This is a genomic window from Neoasaia chiangmaiensis, from assembly GCF_002005465.1.
Taxonomy (GTDB): domain Bacteria; phylum Pseudomonadota; class Alphaproteobacteria; order Acetobacterales; family Acetobacteraceae; genus Neoasaia; species Neoasaia chiangmaiensis.
In genome coordinates this window covers 3,035,845-3,049,695 of the sequence record NZ_CP014691.1, presented here as the reverse complement: position 1 = coordinate 3,049,695, position 13,851 = coordinate 3,035,845, and the positions used below count along the sequence as shown (strand labels likewise).

Here is a 13,851-nt window from a genome sequence, read left to right as displayed (position 1 = left end):
TCGTTTCCATGCGCGCCCTCCCCCTTTCCATCGGCACCATTCATTTCGTCGGCATCGGCGGCATCGGCATGTCCGGCATCGCCGAGGTGCTGCACATGCTTGGCTACAAGGTTCAGGGGTCGGACATTGCCGAGAACACGAACGTCCTGAGGCTGCGCAAGCTGGGCATTGCCATCCATGTCGGCCACGCGGCCGAGAATCTCGGCGGCGCGCAGGTCGTCGTGACGTCAACGGCCGTCAAGCGTGACAATCCGGAAGTTGTCGCGGCAAGGGCACGTCTGATTCCTGTCGTGCGCCGCGCGGAAATGCTGGCCGAGCTGATGCGCCTGCGCTGGTCGGTCGCCGTCGGCGGGACGCATGGCAAGACGACGACCACAAGCCTGGTCGCCTGCGTGCTGGAACAGGCAAAGCTGGACCCGACCGTCATCAACGGCGGCATCATCGAAGCTTACGGCACCAATACGCGCATGGGTTCGGGTGAGTGGATGGTCGTGGAGGCCGACGAAAGCGACGGCTCGTTCCTTCGCCTGCCCGCCGTCATCGCCGTCGTCACGAATATGGACCCCGAACATCTGGACCATTGGGGAACGGCCGAAGCGATGCAGGCGGCCTACGATCAGTTCGTCTCGAACATTCCCTTCTATGGTTTCGCGGTGCTGTGCATCGACCATCCGGCGGTGCAACAGATGATCCCGCGCCTCTCCGACCATCGGATCGTTACTTACGGCTTCAGCCCGCAGGCCGATATCCGCGCGGAGAAAGTCATTACCGACCGCATGGGTGCGACCTTCGAGGTCGTCATGACGGACCGTTCGCGAAACAGTTCGCGCCGCGCGGGACCGTTCCGGCTGCCGATGCTGGGGCATCACAATGTCCTCAACGCGCTGGCGGCCATTGCCGTCGCCAAGGAGATGGACATCGACGATTCGACGATCCGCTCGGCGTTGGCCGGCTTCCGTGGTGTGAAGCGCCGCTTCACGCGAACGGGCGAGTTCGGCGGCATCACCGTTATCGACGATTACGGCCACCATCCCGTGGAGATCGCGGCGGTGCTGCGCGCCGCACGTCAGGCCGGCGCGCGCAATGTCATCGCGGTGGTGCAACCGCATCGCTATTCGCGCCTTCAGGCCCTGTTCGGCGAGTTCTGCACCTGCATGAACGATGCCGGGACGGTGATCGTCGCCGATGTCTATGCAGCCGGGGAATCGCCGATCGAGGGCGTCGATCGCGATGCGTTGATCGAAGGCCTGCGCACGCGCGGTCATCGTTCCGTCGTGCCGTTGCCCGCGCCGGAAGACCTGCCGGAAATGGTGCACGCCATCGCCAAGCCCGGCGATTTCGTCGTCTGCCTGGGTGCCGGCACCATCACGAACTGGGCGCATGCCTTGCCCGGCCAATTGGCGGCACTCAATGGCAAGGCGCCGGGAAAAGAAGCAGCGGCGTGACGGTCTCCATCGAAAATAGCCTGTCAGGGGTCCGCGGACGCGTCAGCCGTGACGTGCCACTGGCACCCAGAACATGGTTTCGCACAGGCGGCCCCGCCGATTTCGTGTTCGTTCCGGAAGACGCGGACGATCTGGCCTCGGCCCTGAAGGCGCTACCGGCCACCACACCGATAACGGTGCTTGGCGCCTGCTCGAACGTCATCATCCGTGATGGCGGGATCGAGGGTGTCGTCATTCGCCTGACGCGTGGCTTTTCCGACATCATCGTCGATGGACGGTCGATCGTCGCAGGCGCTGCGGCGCTGGACATGACGGTCGCCGAACATGCCGCGACCGCCGGAATCGACGGGCTATCGTTCCTCGCCGGCATTCCGGGCTCGATCGGGGGTGCGGTGGTGATGAACGCCGGCGCTTATGGTGCCGATTTGTCCACGGTTCTGGAATGGATCGACATCATGATGCCGGACGGGACGCTGCGCCGCCTCGCCGCCACGGAACTCGGTTTCGCCTATCGCCACTCCATCCTGCCGACTGGTGCGATCGTCCTGCGCGCCCGGCTGACGGGGCGTTCCGGCGATCCGGGCGAGATCAGGGCGCATATCGCCGAGATCAAGGCCGCACGTGAAGCGGCACAGCCCATCCGTGCCCGCACGGGCGGTTCCACATTCCGCAATCCATCCGGAGAGAAAGCCTGGGCCCTGATCGACGCCGCCGGCTGTCGCGGTCTGCGGATCGGCGATGCACAGATCAGCGAGAAGCACTGCAACTTCATGCTCAATCTCGGCGCGGCTCGGAGCATGGATCTGGAACAACTCGGGGAAACCGTCCGGGATCGCGTCAGGGCACAGTCCGGCATCGATCTTCATTGGGAAATCAAACGCCTCGGCCGGCAAACTGCGGAGAACCAGGCATGAGCATCCATGTGGCCGTCCTGCAGGGCGGCATCTCGAACGAACGCAGTGTCAGCCTGAGCAGTGGCGCGGCTATCTCGGCTGCGTTGCGTGAGGCCGGATACACCGTCACGCCGATCGACGCAGGCCCCGATATCGCTGTGACGATCGCCGCGTTGCGGCAGGCAGCGCCGGATGTCGTGTTCAATGCCCTACACGGTTGCTATGGCGAGGACGGCGCCATTCAGGGCGTTCTGGAATGGCTTGGACTGCCATATACCCACTGCGACATCCGCGCCTCGGCATTGGCCATGAACAAGGAAGCCTCGCGTCAGGCGTTGCAGGCCGCCGGATTACCTGTCGCCCGTGGCATGGTTGTCGATATTGCGACACTTGCCGCAGCCGATCCGCTACCGACGCCTTATGTCGTCAAGCCGATCGCGGAAGGCTCGTCCGTTGGCGTTGAAATCGTGCGGACCGGCAGCAACAAGCGTGCCGCCATCGCGGCGGACTGGAAATTCGGGCGCCATGCGCTGGTCGAGGAATTCATTCCCGGGCGCGAACTGACGGTCGGCGTTCTGGGCGATCGCGCCCTGACGGTCACCGACATCGTTCCGGCAGTCGGGGCGGATGGCTTCTACGACTTCGATGCGAAATATGCGGCGGGCGGCTCCGTCCATCGCCTGCCTGCCGACATTCATCCCGAAGCTTTCGAGCAGGCCCTGCGGCTGGCGGAAGCGGCGCACCGGGCGCTCGGCTGCCGCGGCGCAACCCGAACGGACTACCGCTACGACGATACGGCGGGCGAGGGTCCGGGGCGTCTGGTGATCCTTGAGGTCAACACGCAGCCGGGCATGACGCCGACATCGCTGTTGCCGGAGCAGGCGGCGCTCGAAGGAATCAGCTACCCGGCACTTTGCGACTGGATCGTACAGGAAGCACTTTCACGCTGATGGCGAACTGGCAGACAGAACGACGCGCGCGCGGCGGCTATACGAACGACCGGCCGTCGCGCATGAAAATGCTGGGGCGGCGTCTTCGTCGGCTCTGGCGGCCGTTGACGCTGCTCGCCGTTCTCGCTGCCCTCACAGGCGGAGCGGCCATCCTGCTTCACGATGCGGCGTCGGAGCAGCGATTCGCGCCCCTCCGCGCGCGCCTGATCCACATGATGCCGCTGCAAATCCGCGCGATTGCGATCAGCGGGCAGCATCTCACGACCGAAGCCAGCCTGATGCAGGCGCTGGGCACATCGATCGGCTCGCCGATCTTCGGTTTTTCCGTCAACGCGGCGCGGGAGCGGATCGACAAGCTCCCCTTCGTGGATCACGCGTCCGTCGAGCGACATATGCCCGATACGATCGTGATCCACCTTTTTGAGCGCAGCCCCGTCGCCGTCTGGCAGGACCATGGCCATTTCGTCCTGATCAACCGTGCGGGAGACCGCGTGCCGGATCAGGGGACGACCGGGAAGAATGCCGAAGCATTCCTGCAACTGCCTCTGGTGGTCGGCGACGGCGCCAACACAGCCGCGGCGGAGCTGATCGATGAACTCGACGCACAGCCAAATGTGAAGGCCTTCGTCACAGCCGCCGTCCGGGTCGGCGCACGCCGGTGGAACCTTTCATTGCGCGACGGCACAACCGTCCTGCTGCCGGAAGGGCAGGAAAAAGCCGCACTCGCCCGTCTGGCCCGATATCAATCAAGCGATCATCTTCTCGAACGGCCGGTAATTTCTATCGACATGCGCCTGCCCGACCGTATGGTGATCCATCAACCGCCCGCCGCTCCACCGTCACCGGATACCAGCACTCCTTCTCCGCCCGATCAAACGGGCGCAACCGCACAGGACAATAAAGGACAGCATCCTTGAACGATCTTGTCGTCTCCGACACCCAGACGCCAAAGCGCAAACGCCGCGCCACGCGGGGACGTGCGCTGATTCCCGTAGGTGGAGAACGCAATCGCGGCGGGTCGGAACGAAATATCCTGAAGCTGCCCCCTGCGGACGAGCCATCATCACCGCGTGGCTGGCGCCCTGGTGTCTTCGGCGCGCTCGACATCGGCTCGACGAAAATGACCTGCCTGATCGGCCGGGGCGAAGCCGACGGATCGCTTCGTGTGCTAGGCCATGGCTGGCGCCGCTCACGAGGCATTCGCAACGGTGCCATCGTCGATCTGCGCGAAGCGGAACAGGCGATTCGCGCCACCGTCGGTCAGGCGGAAGACGCGGCCGACAAGCGGCTCGACCATGTCGTCGTCAATCTCTCCTGCGGGCAGCCGGAAAGCCGCCTTTTCAACGCACGCATGCCGATCGGCGGTCGCGAAGTCACGGAAGCGGACATGTCGCGCGTCATTGCCGAAGGGCAGGCCCGCGCCCATACGGAAGGGCGAACGGCAATCCATACCTTGCCGATCGGCTTTGCCGTCGACGAAACACAAGGCATTCTCGACCCGCGTGGGCACCTTTGCGATCAGTTGACCGCCAGACTGCACATCGTCGATGCCGCCTCGACAGCGCTCCGCACCCTGGATTCGGTCATGATGCGAGCGGAACTCAAGATGTCCGGTCTGGTGTCTGCCCCGTTCGCCTCCGGCCTGTCTGTTCTGGACGAGGACGAACGTGAGTTGGGCGCGACCGTCGTCGAAATGGGCGGCGGCACAACCTCCCTGGCCGTGTTCGGCGAAGGCATGCTGCTTCACACGGCGCACCTGCCTGTCGGGGGGCTTCATGTCACGCGCGATCTGGCCGGCATGCTGTCGACGTCGCTTGATTATGCCGAGCGGCTGAAAACGATGTTCGGCTCGGCGGAACTTGCCTCCGAGGATGAGGGCGACCTGCTGCAGCTCCAGCAGATCGGCGAAGGAGATGGCGCCCTGACGCGTGTCTCCCGCGCCCGGCTGGTCTCGGCCATTCGACCGCGCGTGGAAGAGACGCTGGAACTGGTTCGCGATCGGCTCGACGGCGCCGGTCTGGGACGTGCCGGGCGCGGGCGGGTCGTTTTGACCGGCGGCGCCTCGCTTCTTGACGGGATCGGCCCCATGGCAGCCCGTATTCTTGATCGGCCGATCCGTCTGGGCCGTCCCCTGCGCATCACCGGCCTTCCGGAGGGTGCCGCGGCATCGGCCGGCTTTGCGACATCAGCAGGCCTTCTGGCATGGGCCGCGGGTGCGGATCGCGCCTTTCGTGACGCTGATACGCCAGAATTGCGCTCTTCAGGCGTAATACGTCGTTTGATCCACTTCATTCGTGATCGCGTGTGATATAGAACTGCCACATTCTTTTCCGAGAACGCTTTTTTAACATTTTCTGTCGCAATTCTCCCACGCTCTGCCCCAGTCGGATACGCCCATGACGCTCAATCTCACCGTCCCGCAGCATAACCATTCGGATTTCTCGCCACGCATCACTGTGATCGGCGTTGGTGGCGGCGGCACGAATGCGGTGGACAACATGATCGCGTTGCAGTTGCAGGGCGTCGAGTTCGTCGTGGCGAATACGGATGCGCAGCAGTTGTCGCACTCCCGCGCCGACCGGCGGGTGCAACTGGGGCCGCATCTGACTCAGGGGCTGGGCGCCGGCGCGAAACCGGAGATCGGCAAGGCCGCGGCGGAGGAAGCCGCCGATGAAATCAGCCGCCACATCGACGGCGCGCACATGGTGTTCATCACCGCCGGCATGGGCGGCGGCACCGGAACGGGCGCCGCACCGGTGATCGCGAAGATGGCGCGCGAGCGCAACATCCTGACGGTCGGCGTGGTCACCAAACCGTTCACCTTCGAAGGTGCGCGCCGTGCGAAATCGGCCGAAGCCGGCATCGCCGAATTGCAGCAATACGTCGATACGCTGATTGTTATCCCGAATCAGAACCTTTTCCGGCTGGCCAATGAGCGGACGAGCTGGAAAGACGCCTTCAAGATGGCGGACAACGTTCTCTACATGGGCGTGCGCGGCGTGACCGACCTGATGATGGCGCCGGGTCTTATCAATCTCGATTTCGCGGATATCCGCACCGTCATGGCCGAAATGGGCAAGGCGATGATGGGCACGGGTGAAGCCGAGGGCGATGATCGCGCCCTCGAGGCAGCGATACTGGCCATCTCCAACCCATTGCTTGAAGACACGTCGATGTCGGGCGCGCGCGGCCTTCTCATCAACATCACGGGTGGCGAGGATCTCACGCTTTATGAGGTCGATCAGGCCACTAATCGCGTTCGCGAGGAAGTCGCCGATGATGCGAACATCATTTTCGGCTCGGCGATTGATCCGGCACTGAACGGGCGTGTCCGCGTTTCCGTCGTCGCGACCGGCATCGATACGGTTCGTCAGGAAGCCAGCGCTCCGGCCGAAGCGACGCCGGAAGATGCGTCCTCCGTGCAACAGCCCGCAGGGACCGGCGCGCCGGCTGCTCAGGCAGCCACCGGTGCGAATCCGCCGTTCCAGCCAGCCTCGACCTACGCATCCGTGCCGCGTTCATCACCGAATTACCAGATCGACGGGCAGACTCCTTCCACATCGGGAGCACCCTCCCCCAATACCGTTCCACATCAGGCCGCACGCGCACCCTCACCCCGTTCCGGCCTCTTTTCCGAACCGCCACGTCAAGCCGAAGCGGCACAGCAGCCACGTAGTCTTTTCGGTATTGTCACCGGAGCACTTCGCGGGCGCCCTGCGCCGCAGCCTGAGGCACCGCAGCGTGACGAACCGCATGTGACGGAACGTGATACAAGCCCGCGCGCTACGCCGCATGAGCCGAATGACGATGCAGGGCTGGAAATTCCGACCTTTTTAAGGCGCCAGCAGTAAGAATTGTAACAAGAATTCCGCTATCTTTTCAATATCTTAGGCCGTAATACTCGGCAACAATCATTGACTGGCGGTAATCTCCGCAGGAAGTCTAAGGGAAACAGGAGGCCTTTTCGGTCTCCTTGTTTTCTCGCCCCAGCCAATGGAGCCGTCGATGTCGAATATAGCCGTATCTATGCCCGCTCAGGCAGCTTACGACTATATTCCGCCCTCTGAAGAGATGTCGTCGGCTGTATCCAGACCGGCACCGAAGAGCACCTCGGCGGTGTCGCAGGTAACTCTGGCTCAATCGATTCGATGTGTTGGGGTCGGTTTGCACAGCGGCGAGAGGGTGTGCCTCGTGCTGAACCCCGCCCCGGCCGGTCACGGCATCGTATTTCGGCGCAGCGACGCGCCTCACGCCCCCCTCATTGCCGCGCGTTATGACAATGTCGTCGACACCCGTCTGAGCACGGTTGTGGCCAATCCATCGGCACCGGATCTTCGCGTCGCGACAATTGAACATTTGATGGCCGCACTGCATGCCAACAGCATCGATAATCTTCTGATTGATGTGGATGGACCGGAAATTCCCGTTCTTGACGGATCAGCCGCTGAATTCGACTTTCTCCTGCAATGTGCAGGGCGGCAGATACAGCAGGCGCCGAGCCAGCATATCGAAATCCTGCGTCGTATCCGCGTCGAAAGCGAGAACGGCGCTTATGCTGAACTCAGGCCAGCTCGTCGTGGCCTGGTGCTGGCAATGTCCATCACGTTCCAGTCCGAGGCGATCGGCCAGCAGAATTTTGCCATGCCGTTAACGACGGACAGGTTCCGTCATGAAGTGGCGAATTGCCGAACATTCGTGGAGCGCCGCGATATCGAGATGCTCCAGAAAGCGGGGCTCGCGCGCGGTGGTTCATTGGACAATGCCATCGTTGTCGACGGCGATTGTATTCTGAACCGCGCAGGTCTTCGGCGTCCGAATGAATTCGTTCGCCATAAACTGCTTGATGCGGTTGGCGATCTTTATCTTGCCGGACATCGTTTTCAGGCTGGTTTCATGGGACACAAGTCGGGTCACGGCCTGAACAACAGGCTTCTGCATGCCGTATTTGCCGACAAGGCAAATTGGCGCCTGGTTACTGAAACGCAAAACCCCGTTCGCCTGCGCGTTGCGGCATGACCACGCCATCGCGTGGGATTTTCCCGTCGGGTCGCCCGTGATATAAGCTGTTGTATCACTGGAAGAGCCCGCATGTCACAGAGCCCTGATCGCATTTCGAATTCTTTCCGCACGCGAGGCAATGCCGTAAGGCTTGCCGCTGCTGCAAGCGTGACGTTGCTATGCGGATGCTCGTGGCTGTCGAACAAGGAAAAGGTGCAGGCGCCCAAGATGGCGAGCGCCGAGACGCTCTATAATTACGGTATCGATGCGCTTCACTCCCAGCGATACACGCTGGCGAGTGGCGAATTCGAACTTCTACAACAGAACTACCCCTATTCCGGCTATACAGGGAATGCGGAACTCATGGAGGGGTATGCCTACTACCTCCAGGGCGAATATGCGCTCTCTGTCCAGCAGCTGGATCGTTACCTGGAGCTCCATCCGACAAGCCCCGATGCCGCATATGCGTTCTATCTGCGCGCGCTCTGTTATTACGAACAGATCGCGGACGTGCAGCGCGATCAGCAGGGCACGACCGAGGCCATGGACGCACTGGAAGAAGTGGTCACCCGCTTCCCGCAGACGGCCTACGCGCGGGATGCGCAATTGAAGATCGATCTCTGTCGCGATCATCTCGCCGGCAAGGAAATGCTGGTTGGGCGCTACTACCAGCAGCAGCACAATTATGAGGCAGCGTTGAACCGCTACCAGCGCGTCGTGCAGGATTTCCAGACGACCAACCATGTTGCCGAAGCCCTGCATCGTCTGGTCGAAGTGTATATGGCGCTTGGCCTGGCGGACGAAGCGAAGCACACCGCATCCGTTCTTGGATACAACTACCCTGACAGCCAGTGGTATCGCTATACCTATAACGACCTGCGCGAGTATCATCTCTTGTCGAATGGCACCGTTCAGCCGAAGTCGCACGCCCAGGGCTTCATGAGCCGCATGTGGCACGCCGTGTTCTGACCTCGGCGACAGCCGGTCTCGCATCTGTCATTCTTATGTGCTGAAACAAACGCGATCTGCTGGCGTTTTCGAAGGACTGATCTCAGTCAGACGCAAGGGCGGCTGATTTTCTCTTTTCGCATCTGTCTCCGCTTTGTCTGGTGAATGCGTGTGATTCAGGCTTGCAGGTTCGGGTTTTCATGCTGACGCATCTTTCGATCCGCGATGTCGTTCTGATCGAAAAGCTCGATCTTGCATTCCGGCCAGGTCTGACGGTCCTGACCGGCGAAACCGGGGCTGGCAAGTCAATCCTGCTGGACAGTCTGGGACTCGCACTCGGAGAACGCGCAAGCGGCAGCCTCGTGCGGGCCAATGCCGGACATGCAGCCGTCTCGGCAAGTTTCGAGATCCCGCCGACACATCCTGTCCATGAATTACTGGCCGAACAGGGCATACGCCTCGACGATCCGGACGAGCCTTTGCTGTTGCGCCGTATCGTGACGCCAGATGCCCGATCCCGGGCCTATCTGAATGACCAGCCTATCGGTGTCGGCCTACTACGACGCATCGCTGCCCAACTGGTCGAAATTCAGGGGCAGCACGAACAGATGGGACTGGCAGACCAGAACACCCATCTGGATTTATTGGACGCTTTCGGTGTGTCGCCCGACCGGCGAGAGCACGTTGCACGAAACTACCGCTCATGGATCGAGGCCACCGCCGCGCTGGCGGCCGCCCGGGCGGAGATGGAAGCCGCACAGCGGGAAGAAGAGTGGTTACGCCAGTCGGTCGACAATCTCTCGACCCTGGCGCCTCAGGAGGGCGAGGAAGACGAACTGGCCGCCTTGCGTGTCAGCCTCCAGCAGGACGAACGCCGTGGCGAGGCCATTGCTGCAGCCTTGTCGGAACTGACGCCGCGCGACCGACGGACGCCAGGCCCCGCTGCCGCATTGCGCGGGGCCAGTCGTGCCCTTGCCCGCCTGATGCCCGCATCGCTGGACGAACCTGCCGCCAATACGTCGCCCCAACAGACACGCGCGCAGGAAGCGCTGGATGCTCTGGAAAAGGCCGAAGAAGCTCTTGCCGATGCCGAGACGCTTCTTTCCCGTCTCGCCGCCGATGCCGAGGCCGATCCCAAACTGCTGGAGGATACGGAGGAGCGTCTGTTCGCGCTGCGCGCCGCTGCCCGAAAACATAGTGTCGCCGTTGTCGAACTGCCCGGTTTGCTGGCCGATCTGCAAAATCGACTCAGCGCCTTGGACAGCGGAAATGCTCATATCGCGCAAATGGAAGTACAGGTTCGGGAAACGCGTGCGGCGTTCGCGGAAACCGCTGCATTGCTGAGCGCCGAACGGGAAGCGGCCGCCCGCCGGTTGGAAGCCGCCGTTACGGCGGAACTCAAGCCCGTCAAGCTGGAGCGCGCCCGCTTCATCGTCTCGCTGATACCGCTTGAACCGGAGGCCTGGAACCGGCGCGGGCGAGAGCAGGCGTCTTTCCTGATTACCGCCAATCCGGGACAGCCGCCCGGCCCGCTTGCGAAAGTGGCATCTGGCGGCGAGTTGTCCCGCCTTATGCTGGCGCTCAAGGTTGTTCTGGCGGAGCGCTCCGCCGTCGCGACCCTCGTGTTCGACGAAGTGGATTCAGGCGTCGGCGGGGCAACGGCATCCTCGATCGGCGATCGCCTGCATCACGTCGCGCACGACGTGCAGGTTCTGGTTGTCACACATAGTCCGCAGGTCGCCGCAAGGGGTGACACGCATATGCGTATCGCGAAGCGCATACGTGGCAGCCATACGGAAACACTGGCCGAAGTCCTGCCGGCGCCAGCCCGACGCGAAGAGATCGCGCGGATGCTGGCCGGCGACGTTGTCACCGACGCCGCGCGGGCAGCGGCCGATAGTCTACTGGAAGGCTCCTTTGCCGTATGACGAATTATGCTGAAGAGCATGCCCGCCTCGCAGCTCTGATCGCACGGTGGGACGAGGCCTATCATGGCAAGGACGCGCCGGAAGTCACCGATGCCGAATACGATGCGACACGACGTGCACTGATCGCGCTCGAAGATGCGCATCCGGAACTAAAACAGGACAACTCGGTTCGCGAGAGTGTTGGCGCGGCGCCCGACAGCGCTTTCGGCAAACATAGCCATCGCGTACCGATGCTTTCACTCAACAATGTTTTCGACGATGCCGAATTTGCGGCATTCGTTGCCAGCGCGGCACGGTTTCTCGGCCTTGATGAACGACAGGCGCAGGCGTTGCGTTTTGTCGCGGAGCCCAAGATCGACGGTCTTTCAATCAGCCTGACCTATGAGAACCGCCGTCTTGTTCGCGGTACCACGCGCGGGAATGGCATGATTGGCGAAGACGTCACGGCCAATCTCAGAACATTGCACGACATACCCGAGAGCCTGCCGGCGGATGCACCAGAGCTTATTGAAATTCGGGGAGAAGTCTTTCTCTCCAAACAGGATTTTCTGGATATCAACCTGCGGGCACAGGAAAAAGGCCAGCGACTTTTCGCCAACCCGCGCAACGCGGCGGCGGGTTCGCTTCGGCAACTTGATCCTGAAGTGACGCGGAGCCGGCCCCTATCGCTGTTTGCCTATGCGCAGGGCTATGCCACACAGCCTGTGGCATCATCCCACTGGAACTACCTGGAAACGTTGCGAAAATGGGGATTCGACGTCAACCCGTTTTCAGAGCGGATCGATCATGCCGACGATATCCCGACCTACATCGCCCGCCTCGCACGGGAACGTTCCTCCCTGCCCTACGACATTGATGGCGTCGTACTGAAGATCGATGACATCGCTTTACAGGATCGTCTCGGCTTCGTGGGGCGTGCACCACGATGGGCTGTCGCGTGGAAGTTTCCGGCCGAGCAGGCCATGACAAGGCTCAATGCCATTGAAATTCAGGTGGGACGAACCGGCGCGCTGACTCCGACCGCCCATCTTGAGCCGGTCAATGTCGGTGGCGTGCTGGTATCCCGCGCCACGCTGCATAATGAAGATGAGATCGCTCGCAAGGATGTTCGTCCCGGTGACCTGGTCCGACTTCAACGCGCGGGAGACGTCATTCCGCAAATTCTCGGTCGCGTCGAGGAAGACAGACCACGTGGACCTGCCTTTGTCTTCCCCGATCATTGCCCTATCTGTCACGCTCTGGCAGAGCGCCCGCCGGGCGAGGCCGTACGACGTTGCACGGGCGGTTTGACCTGTGAAGCGCAGGTCGTCGAGCGGCTTATCCATTTCGTTTCCCGCGCGGCTTTCGATATCGACGGTCTTGGAGAGCGCAGTATTCGTGAATTTCACGACGCTGGTTTCATTCGTAGGCCCGGCGATATTTTTCGCCTCCACGCCCGCGCTGCTGAAATCGACAAACGCGAAGGATGGGGCGCGCTCTCGACGCGCAATCTCTTGCGTGCCATCGACGATCGGCGAACGATCTCACTGGCACGCTTCATCTTTGCCCTCGGCATTCGGCGGATCGGCGAACGCAATGCACAATTGCTGGCACGTCATTATCGCCAGTTCGAAACATGGCGCGATGACATGATAGCCGCCTCTGTCATTGGGTCGGATCAGCGCCTTACGTTGGGCAGCATCATGGGGATTGGCGGCGCGATTGCAGACGAACTGGTCGCCTTCTTCCGGGAAGAGCATAACCTCGAAACGCTTGCCGACCTCGTTGGGGAACTGACAATCCTCCCGGAAAAGGAACCGGCGTCGGGCGAACTCTCCGGCAAGACGATTGTTTTTACAGGCACATTGTCGACAATGACCCGCCCGGAAGCCAAAGCCATCGCAGAACGGCTGGGAGCTCAGGTCTCGGACAATGTCTCACGGAACACAAGCTTGGTGGTTCTGGGAGAGAAAGCCGGATCGAAGGCACGAAAGGCGGCCGACCTTGGTATTGAAACCGTCGACGAGAACGGATGGCGAGCGATTGCGGGATCAGCTTCAGAGGAATAGAACGGATATATAATCTGCTCTCTCTTCTGGTATTATCCCATGAGCACCATAAGCCCGGGTGCGGAAGACGCACTTCTGATCATCGACGTCCAAAACGATTTCCTTCCGGGCGGCGCATTGGCAGTGCCTGACGGCAATCATGTCATCGCGCCACTAAACCATCTGGCGAAACTGGGTTTTGGCTGCGTCGTTGCAACGCAGGACTGGCATCCGATCGATCATATGTCTTTCGTCGAGCAAGGAGGACCGTGGCCGCCTCATTGTCGGCAGAGCACTTATGGCGCCGCATTGGCGAGCGCGCTTAATCAAGCTCCGATTGGGTATGTCATACGTAAAGGTCGAGAAGCGGAGTGCGATTCATACTCCGCCTTTTTTGATAATGATGGCGAGAAAACGACTGGTCTGGACGGGCTTCTACGCGCCTTGGCCGTCAAACGTGTATTCATCGGCGGTCTGGCAACTGAGTATTGCGTTGCCGCAACTGCTCGTGATGCTCAACGGCTCGGACTAAAGACATATATTATTGAAGACGCAGTCCAGGGTATTGCGCGCGATATAAGCACAACAATCAAGAAGCTGAGCACTCTGGGCATTCGCTTCATAGCAAGCGATTTTATAGGCGATGCTTAGGCGGAACTGTT

The 13,851-nt window shown here is 61.5% G+C and carries 11 protein-coding genes; all 11 read left to right on the top strand.

Annotated features, from left to right (window positions below):
* Positions 1-8: 8 nt before the first annotated feature.
* The 11 genes from murC to A0U93_RS14370 all read left to right on the top strand — a co-directional run bounded on the left by murC (position 9) and on the right by A0U93_RS14370 (position 13,840).
* Positions 9-1,445: a UDP-N-acetylmuramate--L-alanine ligase gene (gene murC, locus A0U93_RS14420; RefSeq protein WP_077807941.1), complete on the top strand. Its 1,437-nt coding sequence runs from the start codon at positions 9-11 to the stop codon at positions 1,443-1,445.
* Positions 1,442-2,359 carry a UDP-N-acetylmuramate dehydrogenase gene (gene murB, locus A0U93_RS14415; protein WP_077807940.1) on the top strand — a complete coding sequence of 306 codons (918 nt, stop codon included), beginning with the start codon at positions 1,442-1,444 and terminating at the stop codon, positions 2,357-2,359. The genes murC and murB overlap by 4 nt, the downstream gene beginning before the upstream one ends.
* 2 nt (positions 2,360-2,361) lie before the next feature.
* Positions 2,362-3,288 carry a D-alanine--D-alanine ligase gene (locus A0U93_RS14410; protein ID WP_077808571.1) on the top strand — a complete coding sequence of 309 codons (927 nt, stop codon included), beginning with the start codon at positions 2,362-2,364 and terminating at the stop codon, positions 3,286-3,288.
* Positions 3,288-4,205, top strand: a complete 918-nt coding sequence (locus A0U93_RS14405) for a cell division protein FtsQ/DivIB (protein WP_077807939.1) — start codon at positions 3,288-3,290, stop codon at positions 4,203-4,205. Before A0U93_RS14410 ends, A0U93_RS14405 begins: the two co-directional genes overlap by 1 nt.
* Positions 4,202-5,596 (top strand): cell division protein FtsA, encoded by a 1,395-nt coding sequence (gene ftsA, locus A0U93_RS14400; RefSeq protein WP_077807938.1) that lies wholly within the window; start codon positions 4,202-4,204, stop codon positions 5,594-5,596. Before A0U93_RS14405 ends, ftsA begins: the two co-directional genes overlap by 4 nt.
* Before the next feature lie 88 nt (positions 5,597-5,684).
* Positions 5,685-7,139, top strand: coding sequence for a cell division protein FtsZ (gene ftsZ, locus A0U93_RS14395; protein WP_077807937.1), 1,455 nt, complete (start codon positions 5,685-5,687; stop codon positions 7,137-7,139).
* Between the two features lie 220 nt (positions 7,140-7,359).
* On the top strand, positions 7,360-8,304 hold the full coding sequence (gene lpxC / locus A0U93_RS14390; protein ID WP_245825212.1) for a UDP-3-O-acyl-N-acetylglucosamine deacetylase: 945 nt from the start codon (positions 7,360-7,362) through the stop codon (positions 8,302-8,304).
* A gap of 72 nt (positions 8,305-8,376) precedes the next feature.
* Positions 8,377-9,255, top strand: coding sequence for an outer membrane protein assembly factor BamD (locus A0U93_RS14385; protein WP_077807935.1), 879 nt, complete (start codon positions 8,377-8,379; stop codon positions 9,253-9,255).
* Between the two features lie 179 nt (positions 9,256-9,434).
* Positions 9,435-11,162 carry a DNA repair protein RecN gene (recN, locus tag A0U93_RS14380; RefSeq protein ID WP_077807934.1) on the top strand — a complete coding sequence of 576 codons (1,728 nt, stop codon included), beginning with the start codon at positions 9,435-9,437 and terminating at the stop codon, positions 11,160-11,162.
* Complete coding sequence (gene ligA, locus A0U93_RS14375) at positions 11,159-13,210, top strand: NAD-dependent DNA ligase LigA (RefSeq protein WP_077807933.1); 2,052 nt, start codon at positions 11,159-11,161, stop codon at positions 13,208-13,210. The genes recN and ligA overlap by 4 nt, the downstream gene beginning before the upstream one ends.
* Before the next feature lie 39 nt (positions 13,211-13,249).
* The gene (locus A0U93_RS14370; RefSeq protein ID WP_077807932.1) at positions 13,250-13,840 is read left to right on the top strand and encodes an isochorismatase family protein; all 591 of its coding nucleotides are present in this window, start codon (positions 13,250-13,252) and stop codon (positions 13,838-13,840) included.
* Positions 13,841-13,851 lie beyond the last annotated feature (11 nt).